This window comes from Cloacibacterium sp., from assembly GCF_047601505.1.
GTDB lineage: Bacteria > Bacteroidota > Bacteroidia > Flavobacteriales > Weeksellaceae > Cloacibacterium.
Window position 1 is genome coordinate 1,304,283 of sequence record NZ_JASGJD010000001.1, and the last position, 23,595, is coordinate 1,327,877.

The 23,595-nt window shown below is 32.2% G+C and carries 22 protein-coding genes; 12 read left to right on the forward strand and 10 right to left on the reverse strand.

Annotated elements, in window-relative coordinates; all coding sequences use genetic code 11:
* Positions 1-40: 40 nt before the first annotated feature.
* Positions 41-844: a pyrroline-5-carboxylate reductase gene (gene proC / locus QM746_RS06140; protein ID WP_414983413.1), complete on the forward strand. Its 804-nt coding sequence runs from the start codon at positions 41-43 to the stop codon at positions 842-844.
* On the opposite strand, the gene QM746_RS06145 is transcribed toward proC, so the two are convergent.
* Complete coding sequence (locus tag QM746_RS06145) at positions 841-2,724, reverse strand: ABC-F family ATP-binding cassette domain-containing protein (protein WP_414983414.1); 1,884 nt, start codon at positions 2,722-2,724, stop codon at positions 841-843. The genes proC and QM746_RS06145 overlap by 4 nt on opposite strands.
* A gap of 117 nt (positions 2,725-2,841) precedes the next feature.
* Between QM746_RS06145 and QM746_RS06150 the strand changes: the two genes are divergently transcribed.
* Entirely contained in the window at positions 2,842-3,624 is a 783-nt protein-coding gene (locus QM746_RS06150) for an alpha/beta fold hydrolase (protein WP_414983415.1), read from the forward strand.
* Positions 3,625-3,626: 2 nt separating this feature from the next.
* Here QM746_RS06150 and QM746_RS06155 read toward each other — a convergent pair whose 3' ends face one another.
* From QM746_RS06155 to QM746_RS06175, 5 genes are all read right to left on the reverse strand, one after another.
* Positions 3,627-3,959 carry a HopJ type III effector protein gene (locus tag QM746_RS06155; protein ID WP_414983416.1) on the reverse strand — a complete coding sequence of 111 codons (333 nt, stop codon included), beginning with the start codon at positions 3,957-3,959 and terminating at the stop codon, positions 3,627-3,629.
* 140 nt (positions 3,960-4,099) lie between these two features.
* A complete protein-coding gene (locus QM746_RS06160) occupies positions 4,100-5,557 on the reverse strand; it encodes a TolC family protein (RefSeq protein WP_414983417.1) in 1,458 nt (485 codons plus the stop codon).
* Positions 5,550-8,708, reverse strand: coding sequence for an efflux RND transporter permease subunit (locus QM746_RS06165; RefSeq protein WP_414983418.1), 3,159 nt, complete (start codon positions 8,706-8,708; stop codon positions 5,550-5,552). Before QM746_RS06165 ends, QM746_RS06160 begins: the two co-directional genes overlap by 8 nt.
* A 22-nt stretch (positions 8,709-8,730) precedes the next feature.
* Positions 8,731-9,816, reverse strand: coding sequence for an efflux RND transporter periplasmic adaptor subunit (locus QM746_RS06170; RefSeq protein WP_414983419.1), 1,086 nt, complete (start codon positions 9,814-9,816; stop codon positions 8,731-8,733).
* A 149-nt stretch (positions 9,817-9,965) separates the two neighbouring features.
* Positions 9,966-10,331, reverse strand: a complete 366-nt coding sequence (locus QM746_RS06175; RefSeq protein WP_414983420.1) for a hypothetical protein — start codon at positions 10,329-10,331, stop codon at positions 9,966-9,968.
* A gap of 268 nt (positions 10,332-10,599) precedes the next feature.
* Between QM746_RS06175 and QM746_RS06180 the strand changes: the two genes are divergently transcribed.
* From QM746_RS06180 to QM746_RS06220, 9 genes are all read left to right on the forward strand, one after another.
* Positions 10,600-11,208, forward strand: a complete 609-nt coding sequence (locus tag QM746_RS06180; RefSeq protein ID WP_414983421.1) for a TetR/AcrR family transcriptional regulator — start codon at positions 10,600-10,602, stop codon at positions 11,206-11,208.
* 101 nt (positions 11,209-11,309) lie between these two features.
* Entirely contained in the window at positions 11,310-12,560 is a 1,251-nt protein-coding gene (locus QM746_RS06185; RefSeq protein WP_414983422.1) for a TolC family protein, read from the forward strand.
* A gap of 121 nt (positions 12,561-12,681) precedes the next feature.
* A complete protein-coding gene (locus tag QM746_RS06190; protein WP_414983423.1) occupies positions 12,682-13,653 on the forward strand; it encodes an HlyD family secretion protein in 972 nt (323 codons plus the stop codon).
* Positions 13,654-13,866: 213 nt separating this feature from the next.
* Positions 13,867-14,781 carry an ABC transporter ATP-binding protein gene (locus QM746_RS06195; protein ID WP_414983424.1) on the forward strand — a complete coding sequence of 305 codons (915 nt, stop codon included), beginning with the start codon at positions 13,867-13,869 and terminating at the stop codon, positions 14,779-14,781.
* Positions 14,782-14,818: 37 nt separating this feature from the next.
* Positions 14,819-15,562, forward strand: a complete 744-nt coding sequence (locus QM746_RS06200) for an ABC transporter ATP-binding protein (RefSeq protein ID WP_414983425.1) — start codon at positions 14,819-14,821, stop codon at positions 15,560-15,562.
* 112 nt (positions 15,563-15,674) lie between these two features.
* Positions 15,675-16,781, forward strand: coding sequence for an ABC transporter permease (locus QM746_RS06205; protein ID WP_414983426.1), 1,107 nt, complete (start codon positions 15,675-15,677; stop codon positions 16,779-16,781).
* A gap of 56 nt (positions 16,782-16,837) precedes the next feature.
* On the forward strand, positions 16,838-17,959 hold the full coding sequence (locus tag QM746_RS06210; protein ID WP_414983427.1) for an ABC transporter permease: 1,122 nt from the start codon (positions 16,838-16,840) through the stop codon (positions 17,957-17,959).
* A gap of 52 nt (positions 17,960-18,011) precedes the next feature.
* Positions 18,012-18,485: a hypothetical protein gene (locus QM746_RS06215; RefSeq protein WP_414983428.1), complete on the forward strand. Its 474-nt coding sequence runs from the start codon at positions 18,012-18,014 to the stop codon at positions 18,483-18,485.
* Between the two features lie 87 nt (positions 18,486-18,572).
* Positions 18,573-20,432, forward strand: a complete 1,860-nt coding sequence (locus QM746_RS06220) for a CocE/NonD family hydrolase (RefSeq protein ID WP_414983429.1) — start codon at positions 18,573-18,575, stop codon at positions 20,430-20,432.
* A gap of 65 nt (positions 20,433-20,497) precedes the next feature.
* Here the strand turns inward: QM746_RS06220 and mazG are convergent, their stop codons facing one another.
* The 4 genes from mazG to ruvX all read right to left on the reverse strand — a co-directional run bounded on the left by mazG (position 20,498) and on the right by ruvX (position 23,033).
* Positions 20,498-21,265: a nucleoside triphosphate pyrophosphohydrolase gene (gene mazG / locus QM746_RS06225; RefSeq protein WP_414983430.1), complete on the reverse strand. Its 768-nt coding sequence runs from the start codon at positions 21,263-21,265 to the stop codon at positions 20,498-20,500.
* Positions 21,266-21,390: 125 nt separating this feature from the next.
* Entirely contained in the window at positions 21,391-21,960 is a 570-nt protein-coding gene (locus QM746_RS06230) for a DUF5606 domain-containing protein (protein ID WP_414983431.1), read from the reverse strand.
* 87 nt (positions 21,961-22,047) lie between these two features.
* A complete protein-coding gene (gene def, locus QM746_RS06235; RefSeq protein WP_414983432.1) occupies positions 22,048-22,620 on the reverse strand; it encodes a peptide deformylase in 573 nt (190 codons plus the stop codon).
* Positions 22,617-23,033 carry a Holliday junction resolvase RuvX gene (gene ruvX / locus QM746_RS06240; protein ID WP_414983433.1) on the reverse strand — a complete coding sequence of 139 codons (417 nt, stop codon included), beginning with the start codon at positions 23,031-23,033 and terminating at the stop codon, positions 22,617-22,619. The genes def and ruvX overlap by 4 nt, the downstream gene beginning before the upstream one ends.
* Before the next feature lie 79 nt (positions 23,034-23,112).
* Here ruvX and QM746_RS06245 point away from each other — a divergent pair, with 79 nt between their 5' ends.
* The gene (locus tag QM746_RS06245; protein WP_414983434.1) at positions 23,113-23,595 is read left to right on the forward strand and encodes a SixA phosphatase family protein; all 483 of its coding nucleotides are present in this window, start codon (positions 23,113-23,115) and stop codon (positions 23,593-23,595) included.

The following is a 23,595-nucleotide window of genomic DNA, read 5'->3' on the forward strand; positions in this document are numbered from 1 at the left end:
AAAAAAATAGAATAAAACACGAATAAAAAATTTAAAAATTATGAAAATTGCCATTTTAGGAGCCGGAAACATGGGAGTAGCTTTTTCTCGTTCATTTTTAAAATATGAATTGGTGAAACCTCATCATTTACAATTGATTATAAGAGGCGAAAAAAAAGTTGGGAAAATAAAAAAAGAGTTTCCCGAAGTGCAAATTTCTAATTTTGAAGAAGCTAATGTAGAAGATGCAGACTTAATTGTTGTTTCGGTGAAACCGCAAGATTTTCAGTATGTTGCAGAAAATCTTCCGTTTCAGTTAAAAGACCATCAAATGGTACTTTCTATAATGGCTGGTGTAAAAATTGAAAAAATTCAACAAGCTTTGCATCATAAAAATGTAGTGAGAGCAATGCCAAATTCTCCTACTTTAATTGGTATGGGAATTACGGGTTACACCGCCGCGGAAGGCATTACATTTAACCAAATTTTACAAATTGAAAGATTGCTCAACAGTACTGGTAGAGCTGTTTATCTGGAAGAAGAAGATTTGCTAGATTCTGTTACAGCGCTCAGCGGAAGCGGTCCGGCTTATTTCTATTATTTTGTAGATGCAATGATAAAAGCAGGTACAAAAATGGGAATTAACGAAAATCTTTCGAAGCTTTTTGTGAAACAAACCATGGTTGGCGCTTATCATCTCATCAATAATTCTGATAAAAATCTGGACGAATTGATAAAAGAAGTTGCCTCAAAAGGCGGAACTACAGAAGCTGCTTTACAAGTTTTCAACGAAAATTCTCTTAAAGAAATTGTAGAAAACGGAATTTTTGCAGCAGAAAATCGTGCAAAAGAATTGAATGGTTAGCCCATCATTTCTTGTAATTCTAGCCAACGCAATTCGTGCTCTTCTAGTTTTTCAGAAATAGATTCTAATTCTGCAGATAATTTTGCAATCTGTTCATAATCAGATTCATTGTTGAGTTTTTCTAGAATTTTTGCTCGTTTTGCTTCCAACTCGGGCATTTCTTTTTCTATGGTTTCTAGCTCTCGCTGTTCTTTGAAAGAAAGTTTTTTCTTTACTGGAATTTGGTTGTTGGTTGTTGGTTTTGGCTCACTTTGCGGAGTTGAAGTGTCAGATTTCTGACTTCTGTCTTCCGACTTCTGACTTTCACGATATTCCGAAAAATTCCCAACAAAATCTTTTACTTTACCTTCGCCTTCAAAAGCCAAAACATGGTCCACAATTCTATCCATAAAATAACGGTCGTGTGAAACGATAATTAAACTTCCCTGAAAATTCAGTAAAAAGTTTTCTAAAACCGTCAGAGTTGGCAAATCCAAATCGTTGGTTGGTTCATCAAAAATCAAAAAATTTGGATTTTGATACAATACGTACATCAAATGTAATCTACGTTTTTCGCCACCCGAAAGTTTAGAAATGGGAGAATATTGCGTTTGGTCATCAAACAAGAAAAGCCTTAGAAACTGCGAAGCAGAAATGGTTCTTCCGTTGGCTAAAGGAAAATTTTCTGAAATTTCTCTAATAAAATCGATAACACGTTCATCTTCTTTAAATTGTAAACCTTTTTGCGAAAAATATCCGAATTTGATGGTTTCACCGGTTTCTATTTCGCCAGAATCTTTTGGTTCAAAACCTTGAATAATGTTGAGAAGTGTAGATTTTCCGGCTCCGTTTTTTCCTATGATTCCTATTTTTTCGCCTCTTTGAAATTGGTAAGAAAAATCTTTAAGTAAAACTAAATTTCCAAAACTTTTGTTGATGTTTTTCAGTTCCAGAATTTTATTTCCCAATCTTTTCATCTCAAAATCGAGTTCCAAAGATTGTTTTTTTGTATTAGTTTTGGCTACTTTTTCGGTGTCGTAGAAAGCATCAATTCTAGATTTAGATTTGGTGGTTCTTGCTTTTGGTTGGCGGCGCATCCATTCTAATTCTTTTCTGTAAAGGTTGTTGGCTTTGTCAATCGTTGCATTGAGGTTGTCTTCTCTAATCATTTTATTTTCGAGGTAAGTAGCGTAACTCCCATTATGAAAATATAAATTTTTGTCTTCCATTTCCCAAATAATATCGCAAACAGAATCTAGAAAATATCTATCGTGAGTTACGAGAAGTAATGTAATTTTTTCTTTACTCAGATAATTTTCTAGCCATTCTACCATTTCCACATCAAGGTGATTGGTAGGTTCGTCCATAATGAGAAGAGTATGTGTGTGTTGCGCTCTGGTTTCCGTCAATAATTTTGCCAAAGCAACACGTTTTATCTGTCCACCCGAAAGTTTTCCCATTTTAGCAGACAAATCAGTAATTTTAAGCTGAGAAAGAATTTGTTTCATTTCATTTTCAAGGTCCCAAGCTTTTTGGATTTCCATTTCTGCTATGGCTTTTTCCATTTCTTCAGGATTTTCGGAAATGAGAGAAGCATGGTATTTTTTTAAAGCTAAAATTGGTGGAGAATCTAGCGTCATCATAAATTTATCAATGGATAAATCTGAATTGAATTCAATTTCTTGGTCGAACAAAACCACCTGAATGTCTTTATTAATGATTACAGTGCCAGAATCTGCAATCTCTTTTCCCAATAAAATTTTGAGAAGTGTAGATTTTCCGCTGCCGTTTTTGGCAACAATGGCAATTTTGTCTCCTTCGTTAATGTTGAAAGAAATATTCTCAAAAAGAGTTTTAATGCCGTAAGATTTAGAAAGATTTTCTGCGGAAACGTAATTCATTTAATAGAAAATTGAGTGTTGAAAATTGAAAATTTTTGCGAAAATACGAAAATGATATTTGTTATTTAGATTTCGGTAATAAATTGTTTTATTTAGTACATTTGATGAAAAGTTAGTATGAAAAAATATATTACAGTTCTATTGAATTTCTTTTTCTTTATGGTAGTTTTTTCTCAAACTCCAGAATATGGTAATAATCCAAAAGTGGGTAAAATTCTTCACCTGAAAGATGCTAATATTTACTATGAAATTTATGGAAAAGGAGAGCCGTTGTTTCTGCTTCATGGCAATGGAGGAAGTATAGAAGCCTTTAAACAAGAAATTCCAGAATTGTCTAAACATTTTACTGTAATTGCGATGGATACTCGTGCGCAAGGTAAAAGTACAGATACTTCTTTAGAACCTTTAACGTATCGTAAATTTGCCGAAGATGTAAAAGCTTTGGCTGATACTTTAAAATTGAGAAAAATTAATATTCTTGGTTGGAGTGATGGAGGAAATACAGGTATTGAATTTGCTATAAAATATCCAAAAAGAATTAAAAAATTGATTACGAGTGGAGCAAATGTATTTCCGGATGGAGTAGGGAAGCTGGAAGTGAAAAATATGAAGAGAGATGCTGCTAAAATGAAGGCTGAAAACAAGCCGGAAAGAGAAATTAGATTGTTGCAATTGATGATTGATGAACCACAAATTACCAAAGAACAGTTGAATAATATTAAAGCTAAAGTTTTGGTGCTTGCTGGCGATAGAGACCTTATAGAAAGAGCTCATACAGAATATATTGCGAAGGAAATTCCAAAGTCGAAGCTTAAAATTTTTAAAGATACTTCTCACGGTGTTCCTATTGAAAAAGCAGACGAACTGAATCAGGATGTAATTCAGTTCATCCAAAAATAGTGTTATTTTTTCTTTAGAGCTTCTCCGTCAAATGAAATTCCGTCCCAACCGAATTCTATAAAATTTCTGATGTTTTGGTGGTCTGTTCCGTCTGGATTTTTGATAACATCTTCTCTGTAGAATTCTCCAAATAATGTTAAAGTCTGTTCTTTAGATAAATTTATTTGTTTAGCGAAACTAAAAACTTTACAAGAACCATTGTTTTGATTGACTTCGTTGATGGTATTTCCATTGGTGAATTTTGTTGGCGTGAAATCATAATTTTCGTCAATGTAAGCAATTACGTCTTTGAAAATTATCGTTTCTGGAGATTTTTCTAATTGTTCTAAAATCATTTCTTAAAATTTTTTCAAAAATAAAGATTTCATTTTCGTTGCCAAAAAATAACTAAAATTTAAAAAATCAATTTAAAAACGAAAAGCCACCTCGAAAGATGACTTTTCTAAGAAAAAAATGTACTAAACAAGAGAGAAATTTACTTCCACCCTCCTCCGAGGCTTCTGTAAATTTGTACAACGGAAGCAAGTTGTTTCTTTTTAGTTTCTATTAGATCTAGTTTTGCTTCCAGTACATCTCTTTGTGTCATTAAAACTTCAAAATAATCTGCTCTAGCAGCTTTGAACAAGTCGTTTGCAGCATCAATAGCTTTGTTGAGCGCTTGTACTTGTTGGTTTTGCATACTAAAGTTTTTTTGAAGATTGTCTATATTAGAAATTTGTGTATTTACTTCTAAATAAGCTCCCAAAACGGTTTTTTCGTATTCGTATAAAGATTGAATTTGTCTTGCATTGGCACTTGCAAATTCAGCTTGTATTGCATTTTTATTGATGAGTGGTGCTGCCATATCTGCTGCCAAATTATACAAAAGAGATTCAGGGATTTTCACCAAATAAGTTGGTTTGAAAGCTTCTAAACCTACACCAGCACTAATTTCAAATTTTGGAAAAAATTCTGCTCTGGCAATTTTTACATCTAATTTAGAAGCATCTAATTCTAGTTCGGCTTGTTTTATATCAGGTCTGTTTGCTAAAAGCTGAGACGGAATTCCGGTGTAAACATCTGCAATATTTTCCGTCATAAAAACAGATTTGTCTCTAGGGATTTCCTGAGGATATCTTCCCAAAAGGAAGTTAATTTTGTTTTCGGTTTCCTTTATTTGTTGAAGAATTTCGTATTCTTTATTTTGGGTTGATAAAACTTCCGCTTGAAACTTTTGTACTGCCAATTCTGTAGAACGAGCAGCTTCTTTTTGAATTTTTACCACTTCTAAAGCATTTTTCTGAATTTTTATCGTCTGTCTAATAATATCTAATTGATTGTCTAGTGATAGTAATTCGTAATAAGAGCTAGAAATTTCTGCGACTAAATTGGTAACCACGAAATTTTTTCCTTCTACTGTTGCTAAATATCTATCTACAGCAGCTTTGCTAGAGTTTCTAAGTTTTTTCCAAACATCTACTTCCCAGTTTGCAACGGCACCAATTGCGAAATTACCAAGTGGGTCTGGCATTTCTTTTCCGGGTTCTATTTCTGTAGTAGCATCACCAGCGCCTTGGCTGGTATATCTTCCAACTTTATCTACACTTGCACCAGCTTGAAGCGAAACCGAAGGTAAAAGTGCTCCTTTTTTTACTCTGATGTCATTTTTAGCAATTTCAATTTCTTGCAATTGAATGTTCAGTTCTTGATTGCTGTGCAAGGCTTTGTCAATCAAATCTTTTAAATATTTGTCTTTGTAAAATTCTTGCCAAGGTTTTACAGCAATATTGGTAGTGTCAGCAGCAAGTGCGGTATAACTTGCACTTGGTTGATATATTTCCGGAAGAGTCGTTTTTGCATTGTTTTCTACAATTGCAGGTGCTTTGCAACCTATTACCAATAAAAGTAATAAGGCTGAAAGTGTTATTTTGTATATTTTTGAAAAATTATTCATTGGTGAAATCTTCTGTTAAAGGGTTTTCTTCTTCTTCTCTTACAAATTTGTATTTCTCTGCAATGGTTGCAAAAATGTAGTACAAACCTGGGATTACAAACAATCCGAATACTGTACCGATAAGCATACCACCTGCCGAAGCAGAACCAATAGTTCTATTACCTATTGCACCCGGACCAGTTGCAAAAACCAAAGGAAGCAATCCTGCAATAAATGCAAACGAAGTCATTAAAATTGGTCTGAATCTTACTTTAGCTCCTTCTATAGCAGAGTTGAATGTAGTTTCTCCTTCGCTGTGTTTTTTAGCCGCAAATTCTACAATCAAAACCGCATTTTTGCCGAGTAATCCTATAAGCATTACCATTGCAACTTGTGCATAAATGTTATTTTCTAATCCAAATAGAAATAGGAAAAGATATGCTCCACAAATACCTACAACCAGAGATAAAATGATAATTAAAGGAAGAATAAAACTTTCGTATTGTGCTGATAATATGAGATATACAAAGGTTAGGCAAATTAAGAAAATATAAATTGCTTCATTGCCTCTACCTTCTTCGTCTTTAGAAATACCTGCCCAATCTATCCCGTAACCTCTAGGCAATGTTTTGTCTGCAACTTCTTTAATCGAGCTAATAGCTTCACCACTACTATAACCTTCGGCAGCTTGTCCGCTTATTTCTGAAGCATTGTACATATTGTGTCTCGTGATTTCTGAAAGTCCATAAACTTTTTCTAAGTGCATAAATGCTGAAAAAGGTACCATTTCGTCTCTGTTGTTTTTTACATAAAGTTTCAAAATATCTTCTGGTAATGCTCTGTATTGAGGAGCTGCTTGAACAATAACTTTGTACTGACGACCGAATTTAATGAAACTGATTTCATAGTTACTTCCCAAAAGTGTAGAAAGTGTGTTAGTAGCATTGTCAATAGTTACGCCTTTTTGTTGTGCCAAGTCGTTATCAATTTTCATCATATATTGAGGAAAACTAGCACTGTAGAAAGAAAAAACAGAGGAAAGTTCGGGGCGTTTATTCAATTCTTCCACGAAATTTTTGTTCACTTCTTCCATTTTTTTATAATCATTAGTGCCATCTTTATCCAAAAGTCTCAATTCAAAACCACCTGCAGCACCATAACCAGGAACGGCTGGCGGTTGGAAAAACTCTACTTGAGCACCTTTTAAAGATTTAGATTTTTTTTCTAATTCTTCAATAATTTCTAAGGAAGAATGTTTTCTCTCATTCCAAGGTTTTAGGTTGATAAGGCAAGTACCAGAGTTGGAACCTGTACCTTCTGTAAGAATTTCGTAGCCCGCTAATGCAGAAACAGATTTTACATCATCCATGTCTTCTGTCATTTTTTGAAGTTGTTCTGCGGCGTTGTTAGTTCTTTCTAGGGATGAACCTGGAGGCGTTTGGATAATGGCGTAAATCATTCCTTGGTCTTCGTTAGGAATAAATCCTGAAGGAACATTTCGGTTTAAGATGTAAATTCCAACGCAAAAAATTGCTAAAATCCCGAAGGTTACTGTTCTTCTGTCAACAATTTTGCTTAAAACATTTATGTATTTTAAAGAAGTCTTGTCGAACCATTTGTTAAAACTTTCTACAATATAATTTACCGGTGTTTTCTTTTTGGGTTTCCCGTGTGTATTTCTTAAAATCATGGCACAAAGGGCAGGAGTAAGCGTAAGTGCTATAATTCCGGAAAGAATAATAGAAGTCGCCATCGTTATAGAAAACTGACGATAGAAAATTCCTACTGGTCCAGACATGAAAGCTACGGGAATAAATACGGCTGCCATTACAAATGTGATGGCGATAATTGCTCCTCCTACTTCTTCTATGGCTAATTTTGCAGCTCTTCTTGCGGAGATGTGATGTGTTTCCATCTTCAGGTGTACCGCTTCTATTACCACAATAGCATCATCTACAACAATACCAATCGCCAGAACTAATGCGAAGAGCGTTATCAGGTTTAATGTAATGCCGAAAAGTTGCATAAACATAAATGTTCCTACCAACGAAACGGGAACAGCCATTACAGGAATTAAAGTGGAGCGCCAATCTCCCAAGAATAAGAAGACTACTATAGCAACTAGAATAAATGCTTCGAATAAAGTGTGAACAACTTTTTCTATGGAAGCATCTAAGAAGGTAGAAACGTCATAAGAAATTTCGTAATCCATTCCTTTTGGAAAAGATTTTTTTAATTCTTCTAATTTTGTTTTTACATCTTTTATTACTTGAGTAGCGTTACTTCCGTAAGATTGTTTTAAGACAATTGCAGCAGAAGGTTTGCCATTAATGCTAGAGTAGATGTCGTACATAGAACTCCCGAATTCTATATCTGCTACGTCTTTTAATCTCAATAATTCACCATCAGGATTGGCTCTTATAACTACGTTTTCGTATTGTTCTTTTGTTGTAAAACGCCCAGAATATTTTAAAACATATTCAAAAGTTTGAGATCTTTTCCCAGAACTTTCCCCAGTTTTACCTGGTGATGCTTCTAAACTTTGTTGTGCTAAAGCTTCCATTACTTCGTCTGCCGAAATTTTGTAAGCCAGCATTCGGTCTGGTTTTAGCCAAACTCTCATGGCATATTCTCTATTTCCTAAAATATCTGCAAAACCAACTCCGTCAACTCTTTTTAATTCTGACAAAAGGTTGATATCTGCATAATTGAAAAGGAATTTTTGGTCAGCTTTTTTATCAGTACTGAAAAGATTTACGTACATCAACATATTGCTCTCTTCTCTACTAATTTTCACGCCTTCTCTTACCACCAAAGGAGGTAATTTATTAACTACGGAAGCAACTCTGTTTTGAACATTTAATGATGCTTGATTTGGGTCTGTTCCTAAGTTAAAAACTACTTGAATAGAAGCTTCGCCGTCGTTACCAGCATCTGAAGCCATATATTTCATTCCGGGAGTTCCATTTAGAGCTCTTTCTAAAGGAATTACCACAGATTTTATCAATAATTCGTTGTTTGCGCCAGGATATTCTGCTACCACATTTACTTTTGGTGGCGAAATAGAAGGAAACTGTGTAACAGGAAGTTTTACCAAAGAAATAATTCCTAAAAATACAATGATGAGGGATATTACAATAGATAATACCGGTCTCTGAATGAATTTATTCATACTTTTTCTTTCTAAAAATTAATTATTCGGCTTTTAAGCGGAGTTTAGAAATTACAGATTTCGGATTTTGGAATTTACAGCTCACTTTTTCTCCTTCTTTCACGTTTTGAACTCCTTCTAGCAAGAATTTATCACCAGCAGAAAGTCCAGATTTCACAATATATAAGTCTGGAAATTCACCAACAGTAGTTATTTCTCTAGAAACTGCTTTGTTGTTTTTGTCTAAAACAAATACATATTTTTTGTCTTGAATTTCATAAGTAGCTTTTTGAGGAATCAACATAGCATTTTTAATAGGAACGCTCATCAAAACTTTTCCTGTTTCGCCATTTTTCAATAATTTTTCAGAGTTTGGAAACTTTGCTCGGAAAGAAATGTTTCCCGTTTCTGGGTCGAATTCGCTTTCTATTACTTCTACTTTTCCAGTGTATTGAAACAATTCGTCGTTTGCTAATTTTAAATTAACATGGCTGTCTCCTCTGTCCTTTACATTTTGTTCGTATTGCAAATATTCAGGCTCAGAAACATTGAAATATGCATAAATTTGACTGTTGTCAGATAAACTGGTTAGCAGTTCCCCTTCGTCTATTAAGCTTCCAAGTTTTTTAGGAATTCTGTCAATTGTTCCGGAAAAAGGAGCTCTAATTACGGTAAAAGAAAGATGAAGTTTTGCTAGTGCAACTTCGGCGTTAGCTTGTTCTAGTCTTGCTTTTGCCAATTCTTGTTCTTTTTTAGAAACTACATTTTTATCAGCTAATAATTTTGTATTTCCGAGTTCTATTTGAGCAGCTTTTGCTTCAGCCTGAGCTTTTAGTAAATCTATTTGATATAGCGCAGGCATTGTTTTGAAAAGGGGTTGCCCCGCATGAACGTATTGTCCTTCGTCTACATATACTTTTTCTAGATAACCTTTTTCCTGAGCTCTAATTTCAATGTTTTTTAGAGATTTAATTTGAGATACATATTCTTTGGTGAAAGCAGTGTCCATAATAAGTGGACTCGTAGCGGTGAATTCACTTTCATAGTCTTTTGTTTCTGCTTCTTTTTTGTTACAGCTTAGTAAAATTAAAGCAATAGCAATAGCCGAAATGAAAAGATTTTTTTTCATAACCATCGTAAATAATTTTTTTGTTTAGTATTTTTTTCTTTAAAAATAAAATGAGAAGTATTGCTTCAGACGATAATGTTTGAAACAAATAGGTTCAATTGGAACCAAATTTTTAGAATTTTCTTTGAAATTTTGAGATTACAAAAGAATCAAATTCTTAAATTTCTGAATAAGATAAAAATAGAGGAATAGTAAGCAGATTTCTGCTCAAAAAATTGTTGTGGAGATTTTTTCTCAATTGTAAAGAATAATTTAGAGAAAAAATGAGTAAAATGTTGGGCGTTGCAAAAGATATTGATTGCATCTTTTTGAGAATCATTTGTGTCTTTCTCTTCTTCGGTTTCCCAATCATCGGTAACAGACAGTTCGTCTTGAGAATAAAAATTGGAGGCTTTTTTCTGATGTTTTTGCACAACTTGATGTGTTGGATTTCCTATTTCAAATCCAATAAAGCTTTGTCCACAAATTAATATAGACAATAGCAAAAACAAAATGTGAAGTCTCTTCTGTTTCATTTACGGTGCAAAATTAATTATTAAATCATCAAGAAAATTCAATTTTTAAGTTGAAGCTTCTGTTTTAATTAAATTTTAATTTTTGACAATAAAATGATTAAAATACGCATCTAAATTTTAAGATTTTTTTAATTAATTTTTTTTCTGTGGCAATTAATAATTCAAAACAAGAGGAATCTTTGTTTAAAAATAAATTTAATCATTTGATTAAATTATTTGTTTAAATCAAAAAAATAATTGTAGTTTTGTATTGTTAAATTCATTCAAAATGACTGAAAAAGAACTTTCTACCGAAGAAAAAATATTAATTTCTGCCTCAAAAGTATTTACAGAAAAAGGATTTTCGGGAACTAGAACTAGAGATATTGCAGAAGAAGCAGGCATCAATCTTGCGCTTCTTAATTATTATTTTAGAAGCAAAGAAAAACTTTTTGAACAAGTAATGAAGGCAAAAATAGTTTTGCTTTTTGGTCAAATTCTGCCAATTATTACCGATGAAAAGACAACTTTAGAAGAGAAAATAGACTTGACAACAGAAAAATATATCGATATTTTATCTAAAAATCCTAATCTTCCAGTTTTTGTGATTAGTGAAATTCAAAAGAAAAATTCTGAACTTACTTCTATTATTCCTATTCGAAAAGTTTTTAATAATTCTTCACTAATTAAGCAAATTAAAGAAAAACGACCAGATATGAATCCACTTCATTTTTTGGTGACTTTTCTAGGAATGACGATTTTCCCTTTCGTTGCAAAACCTGTTTTCAATGCTTTTCAAATAATAAAAGACGACGAATTTCAACAATTTATTGAAGAAAGAAGAAAATTAATTCCCGTTTGGGTAAAAACCTTGCTTGAATTGAAAATGGAAAGTTGAAAATTAGCAAATTAAATAAATCATCTTTGATGATTCTTGGCAAACTTAAAAATTTTTTCAAAAATGTTTAATAAAATCTTTGCGCACTTTGCGTTAAAAATATGAAAAAACTAAAATATCTTTTTCTGCTTTTTTTAGGTTTTACAAATGCTCAGGAAACGCTTTCTTTAGAACAATGTTACCAATTGTCTAGAGAAAATTATCCGTTGATAAAAAAGCAAGAACTCATCAAAAAATCAGAGCAATATACCATTGAAAATGCGCTGAAAGGTTGGTTGCCTCAGATAAATATTGTCGGGCAAGCATCTTATCAAAACGAAGTGACAGAGCTTCCCGTGAAATTACCAAATATTTCTGTAAATCCTTTAAGTAAAGACCAATACAAGGTTTATGCAGATGTTTCGCAAAATATTTTTGATGGAGGAAATATTAAAAATCAGAAAATAATTGCCAAAGCACAATCTGAAATTCAATCGCAGCAAATTGAAGTAGAATTGGATAAATTAAAGGAAAGAATTAATCAAATTTATTTCGGAATTTTATTAACAGACAAGCAATTGTCGCAATTGCAGCTCACAAAATCAGACATTAATGAAGGAATTAAAAAAGCAGAAGCTCAATTAAAAAACGGGGTGATTTTTAGAAGCAATCTCGATGTTTTGAAAGCAGAATTGGTAAAACTCGAGCAAAGAGAAATTGAATTAAAATCTGTGAAAAAAACTTACTTGCAGATGCTTTCTTTCTTCGTTAAAAGAAATTTAGATGAAAATACCAATTTGCAAACTCCTAAAAAGATGTTAATTTCTGAAACCAATAAACGTTCTGAACTCAAACTTTTTGATGCTCAAAAAACGTTAATAGCTGCTCAGAAAAAACTTGTTAACACTAAAAATACTCCAAAATTAGGTGCGTTTTTTCAAGGTGGCTACGGAAAACCAGGTTTCAATATGTTAAAAAATGAATTTGACACTTTTTATATGGCTGGAGTTCGATTAAACATTCCGATTTCTGGATTTTATACCAAAAAAAATGAATTGCAATTATTGAATAATCAGTCTCAAGATGTTGAAATTCAAAAAGAAAACTTTCTTTTTAATCAAAATTTTACAGAAATTCAACAGAAAAGCGATTTAGATAAAATTCAAAATCTTATTGATAAAGATGACGAACTCATCACGTTGAGAAAAAGCATAAAAAATGCGAGTTTGGCGCAATTAGAAAACGGTGTAATTACCACCAACGATTATCTGCGAGAAGTAAATGCTGAAGAACAAGCTGTTTTAACGAAAATCTCTCACGAAATTCAATATTTATTAACACAATATAATTTGAAAGCTAATTTGAATAATTGAAAAATAATCTATTCAAAATTCTCCTGTCATTGCGAGGAACGAAGCAATCTAGGGTGGCAAAATTTTCTATCAGAAAATTTTGACGGGGTAGTTCAAAATATTAAAATTCAAAAATAATACAATGAAAAAAATATTAATACTTTCAATCTTAATGATAAGTTTTATTTCCTGCAAAAAAACTGCAGATTACGATGCTTCGGGAACTTTTGAAGCAGATGAAATCATGGTTACAGCAGAAGCAACTGGTAAAATTTTAGAACTTAAATTAGAAGAAGGTCAACAACTTACAGGAAACCAACAAATTGGAATGATTGATGGAAAAGGTGTAGAATTGCAGAAAGAACAAGTTTTAGCTTCCATCAACGCTTTAGATGAAAAAACCAATTCAGCAAATCCTCAAATTCAGGTATTACAATCTCAAATAATCGGGCAAAAAGCAAATATTTCGGTGTTGCAAGAGCAACTTTCTACTGCAATCCGAGAGCGAAACAGAATTTCTAATTTGGTAAAATCTGATGCGGCAACCAAAAAACAACTCGATGATGCTAATTCGCAAGTTGCTGTTGTTCAGAATCAAATTGCTGTTGCTAATGCACAATTGCAAACGTTGAATCAACAAATTTCTGCAACAGAAGAGCAGATTTACATTCAAAATAGAGCGGTTTTAAGCGAAAAAAATCCAAATCAGAAGAAAGTTTTACAAATTGATGACCAATTGAAACACAATATTATTACAAGTCCAATCAACGGAACGGTGCTTACAAAATATATGTACAAAGGTGAATTTGCAACCGTTGGAAAACCAATTTTTAAGATTGCAAATCTTGATGAAATGATTTTGAGAGCTTATTTTACAGGCGACCAATTAACTAAAATTAAAATTGGACAAAACGTGAAAATATTAGTTGATGCAGAAGATGGAAAAACCAAAGAACTCAACGGAGCTATCGATTGGATTTCTCAAAAATCTGAATTTACGCCAAAAACCATACAAACGAAAGACGAAAGAGCTAATTTAGTTTATGCAGCAAAAATTCGTGTAAAAAACGATGGATTTTTAAAAATCGGAATGTACGGAGAAGTTAAACTATAATTGTGAATTTGCTTCGCAGTGAATTGTGAATTTTTAATTATTCAAAATTTGGAAATTAAAAAAATATGTATTTAGCAAATCATCTTTGATGGTTTTTGGCGAACTTAAAAATATTTTCAAAACTGGTGAGCCACGAAGTGGCGACATAAATCAGCATCGGGTGAAGCCCGATGAAAAACAAGAAATAATGAAGCCACGAAGTGGCGAAATCAAATGATAGAAGTTAATAATTTATCAAAATCTTATGGCGAGAAAAATCAGAAAATTCTTGCTGTTGATGATATTTCTTTTTCAGTAAAAAAAGGAGAAATCTTTGGATTGATTGGTCCTGATGGAAGTGGTAAAACCTCAATTTTCAGAATGTTAACTACCGTTCTTTTACCAGATTCAGGAAATGCCAAAATTGATGGATTAGATATTATAAGAGATTATCAGAAAATAAGACAAATTCTCGGTTATATGCCTGGGAAATTCTCGCTTTATCAAGATTTGACAGTAGAAGAAAATCTGGAATTTTTCGCAAGTGTTTTCAATACTACCATTGCAGAAAATTATGATTTAATAAAAGATATTTATCAACAAATTGAACCTTTTAAATCCAGAAGAGCGGGTAAGCTTTCAGGCGGAATGAAACAAAAATTGGCACTTTCTTGTGCTTTAATTCATAAACCTAAAGTTTTATTTTTAGACGAACCAACTACTGGAGTTGATCCTGTTTCGAGGAAAGAATTTTGGGAAATGTTGAAACGTTTGAAAGAACAAGGCATCACCATTGTAGTTGCAACACCTTACATGGACGAAGCGAGTTTGTGCGACAGAATTGCATTGATGCAAAACGGAAAGATTTTGAAAATTGACACGCCAAAACAGATTTGTAAAGATTTTCCAAAAGATTTATTTGAAGTAAAAACTGAAAATATTCCTGCACTTTTGAAGATTTTGAAAAGCTATAAAGTAGCAGAAAATTCTTATGCTTTTGGCGAATTTGTTCACGTTGTAATTAATAAAAACAAAGAATTTTTACCAGAAACTCTGGATATTTTTTTAAGAGAAAAGAATTTTGAAAATATAGAAATCAATAAAATAGGAGCTACAATTGAAGATAGTTTCATTGATTTGTTAAATTAAAAGGAAATCATTAAATATAATATTTGTTGAAAAAATCATGCAACAAAAGGCAATCATATCAGAAAATTTAACCAAAATTTTTGGGGATTTTACCGCAGTTGACCATATTTCTTTTGAAGTAACAAAAGGAGAAATTTTTGGATTTCTCGGTGCAAATGGTGCTGGAAAAACAACGGCGATGAGAATGTTTTGCGGACTTTCTATTCCAACTTCTGGTAATGCGACGGTTGCAGGTTTTGATGTCTATAAAAACACAGAAGAAATCAAAAAAAATATTGGTTATATGAGTCAGAAATTTTCTTTGTATGAAAATTTGACGATTATTGAAAATTTGGAATTTTTTGGTGGAATTTATGGTTTATCAAACAAACAAATTAAGGAAAAGAACGCAGAATTGGTTGCAAAATTGGGCTTGGAAAAAGAGAAAAACAAGTTGGTTTCGGAACTTCCGCTTGGTTGGAAACAGAAATTGGCATTTTCAGTTGCGATTTTTCATGAACCCGAAATTGTATTTCTGGACGAACCAACAGGTGGAGTAGATCCTGTGACAAGAAGGCAATTTTGGGATTTGATTTATGAAGCTTCGGAAAACGGGATTACCATTTTTGTAACCACACATTATATGGACGAAGCGGAGTATTGCAATCGTGTTTCGATAATGGTGGACGGAAAAATTGTAGCGTTAGATTCTCCGACAAACTTGAAACAGCAATTCAATGCTAAAAATATGGACGAAGTTTTTTACCAATTAGCAAGAGGTGCGAAACGAAGCGCAGATTAAACTTTCTATCGTCATTGCGAACGAAGCATAGCGTAGTGAAGCAATCCCGTCAATAAATCAACAGATTGCTTCGTCGTTCCTCCTCGCAATGACGAAATTAAAATAATAAATTATGAAGCAACTGCTTACTTTCATTAGAAAAGAATTTTACCACGTTTTGCGAGACAGACGTGTGCTTTTGATGCTTTTTGGGTTGCCGATTGTGCAAGTAATTTTGTTTGGTTTTGCACTTTCTAATGAGATTAAAAATACCGGAATTGCAGTTTTTGACCAAGATAAAAGTGCCCTTTCTTCTGAATTAATTTATAAAATTGATGCAAACAAATATTTTGATATTGATAGAAATCTTACCAATCCAAACCAATTTCAAGAGGCTTTCAAAGATGGAAAAGTTAAAATCGTTTTGGTAATTCCAAGTGATTTTTCTGAAAATTTAAGTTTGCAAAAGAAAGCAAATCTTCAAATGATTGTGGACGGAACCGACATTAATCTAGGAAATCAAATTTCTAATTATTTGCAGAATATTATTGTTGATTTTTATAAGAATCAATCAAAAAACTCTACTCAAAGTTATAATGTAACTCCCGAAATTAGGATGTTGTATAATCCTCAATTGAAAGGTGCTCCAAATTTTGTTCCTGGTGTTATGGCGCTTATTTTATTAATTGTTTGTGTGATGATGACGGCAATTGCCATCGTAAAAGAAAAAGAAACCGGAACAATGGAAATTCTTCTCGTTTCACCTATGAAACCATCGTTTGTAATTATCGCTAAAGCCGTTCCTTACTTTATTTTATCGATGATGATTTTGTTGGTTATTCTTATTTTGAGTTATTTTTTACTGGATTTGCCCATCAAAGGAAGTATTATTTTGTTGTTTTTTGTAAGTACCATTTTTATTTTAACGAATTTGTTGATAGGAATTTTGATTTCCATTTTTGTCAAAACACAGCAACAAGCCATGCTCATCTCGTTAATTGCTACAATGTTGCCAACACTAATGTTGAGCGGTTTTATGTTTCCTATCGAAAATATGCCCTTTCCGTTGCAAATAATTTCTAATATAATTCCTGCGAAATGGTATTACATTATGATTAAAAATATTATGATAAAAGGAACCGGAATTGCTATTATTTGGAAACCATTTTTAATCCTTTTGGGAATGATGATGATACTTTTTATAATTGCAGTGAAGAAATTTAAAATACGTTTGGAATGATGGATGCTGGAAGTTTTTCATCCATCACCCTACATCAAAAATCCAACAAATTAATTATGAGACAATTACTGTTTTTACTCAAAAAAGAATTCCGACAAATTTTTCGGAACAAATCTATATTGGCGGTAATTTTTGTGATGCCGATTGTTCAATTAATTATTCTTCCTTTGGCAGCGAGTTATGAAATTAAAAACATCAACTTGGCTGTTGTTGACCACGATCATTCTTCGTTTTCGAGAAGATTAATTCAAGATGTTACGAGTAGTAATTATTTTAGAATTCAGTATTATGGAGAAAATTTTAACGAAGCTTATGAAATTTTAGAAAAAGAAGATGCCGATTTGATTTTGGAAATTCCATCAAAATTTGAGAAAAATATCGTTCGAGAATCTCAAAACAAAGTTTTAGTTGCCATCAATGCAATTAATGGGACAAAAGCCGGACTTTCTGGGATGTATCTTTCTCAAATTTTACAAGATTACAATAAAAATATTCAGTCAGAACTTTCACCGGAACTTACCGAATTTCAGAAAAATTCGGGCTTGGAAGTGAGTTCAATAATTTGGTTCAATAGACATTACAATTACAGATTGTCTTTAGTTCCGGGAATTTTGGCTTTTTTAGTGACTTTAATTGGCGGAATGCTCACTGCGCTCAATATTGTATCGGAAAAAGAAGTAGGAACCATCGAACAAATTAACGTTTCCCCGATTAAAAAATACAATTTTATTTTAGGAAAACTTATTCCTTTTTGGATTTTGGCGATGATTGCTTTTACAATGGGTTTATTGGTTTCTCGTTTTGTTTATAATATCGAAATTCAAGGAAATTTATTTTTGCTTTACTTTTTTATTGCCATTTATTTATCCGCGATTTTAGGTTTTGGTTTGCTGATTTCCACGTATAGCGAAACGCAGCAACAAGCGATGTTTACGTTGTTTTTCTTTATTATGATTTTTAATTTAATGAGTGGTTTGTTTACGCCTGTAGAAAGTATGCCAATTTGGGCTCAGGAAATGACGCTTGTAAATCCGCTGAGACATTTAATAGATGCGATAAGGTTAATTATGCTGAAAAATAGTGGTTTTATGAATCTTTTTCCACAGTTTTTCTCCATTTTGGCGATGGCGATTGTATTTAATTCTTGGGCAATTTGGAATTATAGGAAAACTTCTTAAAATGAAGAATTAAGAGTTGAAATTTTTTAAATTTGTCTAACAGAATTTTAATATGATTGTTGAAAGTAAAACTCAAGATTTTTATAAAAAATTGGAAGAAAATGTTACTTCTGATAAATTGATTTGGTTTTTCTTTCCAAAAAGATATAACGGAAAAGAATTTAGTGGTGTTTTTGATAAAAAAGATTTTAAAATACACTTTAATTCGGTTTATAAAGCTTATAGATTAATTGATGTGATTGGAAGTTATAAGAGAAAAGGTAATTGCTATGAAGTTGATTACGAAATAAAGGAAAAAGGGCTGAAGTTCAAATATATTCTAATCGTAATGGTTCTTTTCATTATCATTGTAAATACAGTTCAGTTTTTTGAAAACGCAGATTTAAACTTAATTGCTAGAATTGATTTCATCTTTCTTATTTTTTTTAGTTTTATTTCTTTCTTACATTTTTTAATCACAAGAACGGTAAAAAAAGATTTAAAAAAGAAATTCTATGAAATTTTCAAAATCACTACAAATTCTTAATTTTTATAAATAAAAAACTTATTTTTTTCAAAATAACCCCTTTGTAATCTTCATTAATCCTTACATTTGTTCAAAATTATTCTGATTATGAAGAAAATATTAACGCTCTTTGCGTTTTTTTGTGTTTGGTATCTTTCTGCACAAGATACTTTTGTGAAAGACAATTTCACTAAGAAAGAGGTTTATATTACCATGAGAGATGGTGTAAAATTGTTTACATCTATTTACATTCCTAAGGATATTTCGGTAAAAAACAAGTATCCAATTCTAATGCAAAGAACTTGCTATTCTGTAGCTCCTTACGGCGAAGACCAGTTTAAAAGAAATCTAGGACCTAATAAATTTTTACAATCTGAAAAATATATTTTCGTGTATCAAGACGTGCGTGGAAGATATATGAGCGAAGGAACTTTTACCAATATGACTCCGCAAGTTGACCATAAAACCAAAAAAGATATCGACGAAAGTACAGATACTTACGATACAATAGATTGGTTGGTGAAAAATGTACAAAATAACAACGGAAACGTTGGCCAATACGGAACTTCTTATCCGGGATTTTATGCAGCAGTTGGTACTTTGGCAAATCATCCTGCTTTGAAAGCTTCTTCACCTCAGGCGCCAATTTCAGATGTTTGGTATGATGATTTTCACCACAATGGAGCTTTTGTGATGGGATATTTTAGAACTTTTCCTGTGTTTGGCGTACAAAAAACTACTGCAGAAAAAACAGGTTGGTACACTTCTCAAATGAAAAAAATGGTTTCCACATCAGAAGATGGTTCGCTTTTTTACAATGAAATGGGAACTCTTAAAGATGGAATTGATAAATATTATGGAAAAGAAAATTTCTTTATTAACGAAATAGTTGAGCATCCAAATTACGATGATTTTTGGCAAAAAAGAGACCTTTTGCCTCACCTTAAAAACATAAAACACGCCGTAATGACGGTTGGTGGTTGGTTTGATGCAGAAGATCTTACAGGTCCGCTTCATATTTACAAAACTATAGAAAAAACCAGCCCGAAAGCTAAAAATACCATCGTAATGGGACCTTTTTCTCATGGTGGTTGGTCTCACGAAATGGGAAAACATTTTCATAATGAAATCTATTTTGGCGATAGCATTGCTACTTTTTATCAAAAAAATATAGAAACACCGTTTTTTGACCATTATTTGAAAAATCCAAAATCAAGTTATAATCTTTCTGAAGCTTATATGTTTGATACAGGCAAAAAAGAGTGGAAACAATTTGCAGAATGGCCACCAAAAGCAGTACAAAAAACTCAGTTTTATTTAAGAGAAAACGGAAAATTCACTACTGAAAATCCTTCTTCGGCTTCTTTTACCGAATATTTTTCAGACCCAAATAAACCGGTGCCAAGTAGCGAAAATTTGAAAGATTTCAACGGTTTTACACCAAGAAATTATATGAGCGAAGACCAAAGATTTACCGAAAACAGACCAGATGTAGCTTCTTTTACTACAGAAATTTTGAGTGATGAGATTACTTTGGCTGGAGAAATTAAAGTGAAATTAAAAATAGCTTCAACTGGTTCGGATGCAGATTTTTTTGTGAAATTAATAGACATTTATCCTGCTGATGAAAAAAATATCAAAGAAAAACCAGGCGTTATCTACGGAAATTATCACCAAATGGTAAGAAGCGAAATTATGCCTGCGAGATTTAGAAATTCTTTTGAGAAGCCAGAAGCTTTAGTTCCGAACCAAGAAACAGAAGTGGTTTTTAATCTTCAAGATGTTTTGCATACGTTTAAAAAAGGTCATAAAATCCAAATTCAAGTGCAAAGTACTGCGTATCCTTTATTTGCGGTAAATCCTCAAAAATTTGTAGAAAATCCTTACAAAGCAGAGAAAACAGATTATACCAAAGCTTTCCAAAAAATCTTCAACAATTCTGTGATTGAAGTAGAGGTTTTGAAATAATTTTAATTGAATAAGACTTTGAATATAAATAAAATGCGTTCTTAGTGAACGCATTTTGTATTTTATTAATCCCATTTTTTCGCTTCTTCCCAAAGAACATCCATTTCTTCTAGGGACATTTCAGAAAGTTGAAGATTTTTTTCCAGAGCTAATTTTTCTAAAGTTTTAAAACGATTGATAAATTTTATATTGGTTCTTTCTAGTGCAGAATCTGCATTAAGATTAGAAATTCTGGCATAATTAATCAGCGAAAAGAAAACGTCTCCCAATTCTTTTTCCTTTTTTTCGAAGTCTGTTTCTGCATGAAATTCTGCCAATTCTTCATCTACTTTTTTCCAAGCATCTTCGGCAGAAGCAAATTCAAAACCAATTCCTTTTACTTTTTCTTGAATTCTATAAGCTTTGATAATTGGAGGCAAACTTTTCGGAACGCCAGCCAAAATAGATTTGTTGCCTTCTTTTAATTTCAGTTTTTCCCAGTTTTGTTTTACTTCTTCTTCATCTTTCACTTCTACATTTCCGTAAATATGAGGATGACGGAAAATAAGTTTCTCGTTGAGAGAATTGATAACATCTGCAATATCAAAACTGTCTTTTTCTGAACCAATTTTAGCATAGAAAACCAGATGCAACAAAACATCGCCCAATTCTTTCTTAATCTCTGTAAGATTTTCTTCTAGCAAAGCATCAGAAAGTTCGTACACTTCTTCTAAAGTAAGATGTCTAAGAGATTGCAGGTCTTGTTTTTTGTCCCAAGGGCATTTTTCTCTAAGGTCATCCATTATATCCAATAATTTAGAGAAAGCTTCTAGTTTTTGTTCTTTAGAATTCATTTGATGAGGTTTAGGTTTTAAGGCAAAGGTAAAGATTGTGCATAAAAAATCCCGCAGATTTCTCAATTAAACACAAGTAACTTGCGAAAAATTTGTGAAATCTGCGGGGAAGTATTGAGATTTTCTTATCCTTGTTTTCTTTGCGTAGATTTTACGCTAGATTTTGCAGCAGTACTCGCTTTAGCTTTAGGAGCTGCAGGTTTTTCTGCTTTAGGAGCTGCTTTTTTAGCAGTTGTTTTTTTATCTGCTTTTGTTTCTTCTACCACTTCCGCATCAGTTACGGTAGTTTCTTCTTCCGCTTTTACAAAAGCATCTTTGTTGATGATGCCAGCTTTTTGTAATAAATTATACCATTGTACCAATTTTTTAATATCCGAAGGATAAACTCTATCGGTATCATAATCTGGTAAAACGCTGGTCATAAAAGCTCTTAATTCGTTTTCAGAAGATTTATGAGCAATGGTTTGTTCGTAGTTATATTTTTCTGCAACATTTTTGAAAACTTCAAAAAGTGGAACTTCTTTGTCAAAAGTATAAATAGCAATATTGTCTAATAAACTTACCTGAGAAGAATTAGAAATGCTTGCTTTTTTACCTGTAGAAATGTCTTCTACGATAAAACCTGATCTTAACTGAGTAACTAATGTAAATAGACCTGGTTTTCCAGAAATTGAAATTATTTTTTCTAACTGCATAATATGTTTTTTTTGCTTTCGGCAATTAGCTTTCGGCTTTTTGCCACATTTATTATTTTATTATTATTTGTTGTTTATAGCTTATTTTTATTTAGGAAATCTCATTTTGTAATTAATTGCAACGTCTCCTGCTGTAATTTTATTAAGTTTTCCTTTAATGATTTTCTTTTTAAGAGGGCTTAATTTATCGGTAAATAAAATGCCATCTATATGGTCGTATTCATGTTGAATAACTCTGGCACGAATATCGGAAAAAGTTTCGGTATGTTTAACGAAATTTTCGTCATAATATTCTATCAAAATGGTTTCTTTTCGGCTTACATCTTCTCTTACATCAGGAATAGAAAGGCAACCTTCGTTAAATTTCCATTCGTTTCCAGATTCTTCTAAAATTTGTGCATTAATGAATACTTTTTTGAAGGTTTTTAATTCATTTGCGATATCAATGTAATCTTCGTCATCTGCGAGAGGAGAAACATCTATCACGAAAAGTCTGATGTCTAGCCCGATTTGTGGAGCTGCAAGTCCTATGCCATTTGCACTGTACATGGTTTCAAACATATTCGAAATTAATTCTTTTAGCTCTGGATATTCTGGAGAAATATCGTGTGCTACTTTTCTTAAAACCGGGTCTCCGTATGCTCTGATTGGTAAAATCATCTTTGTTTTTGTTCTAAAAAATTTTGTAAAATTATGGTAGCACTAATCTTATCAATTAATGCTTTTTCTTGTCTTTGTTTTTTATTTTTACCACTTTGTGATATAAAATAAGAAGCCATTTTAGAAGTGAAACGCTCGTCTAAACGATGGATTTCAACTTCTGGGAAATGTACTTTTGCCTGCTCTATAAATTTTAAAATATCTGTTTCTACTTCAGACATGTTTCCTTTTAAATCTGTTGGCAAACCTATTACCAATGCTTCCACTTTGTTTTCGGTAAAATATTTCTGCAAAAAATCTATCAGATTTTTAGTTTCTACCGTAGTTAATGCACTTGCAATAATTTGCAAATCATCAGTAGCGGCAATTCCGCAGCGTACTTTTCCGTAATCAATGGCAACTATTTGGCTCATAAACCGCAAATTTACTAATTTTTTTCAGGTTGATGCAATTCAAATTTTTCTTAAATTTAAACTTTGAATAATAAAGCTTATGAAAACGCTTTTTTTGATAAGACATGCCAAAAGCGATTGGCCTATTAATGTACCAGATTTTGATAGACCACTTAACGAAAGAGGTAAGAAAAATGCACCTAAAATGGCGAATTTTTTGAAAAATCTTGGTGTGAGAATTGATAGTTTTGTTACCAGTTCGGCAAAAAGAGCTCTTACAACGTGTAAATATTTTGCTGAGGTTTTTGAAAATGAAAATATCACAAAAGTTGAAAAATTGTATGATGCTTCGTCGTCAGATTTTTTAGAAGTAATAGAAAATCTAAGTAATGAAATAGAAAATGTAGCGATATTTTCTCATAATAACGGAATTACTTATTTCGCCAATTCACTTACCAACAAAAATATTGTAAACCTGCCAACTTGTGCTGTAGTTGGATTTAAAATAGAAACAGAAAACTGGCAAGATTTTAAAAACTCAAAAAAAGAATTTTTATTTTTTTATACTCCAAAAGAAATTTAA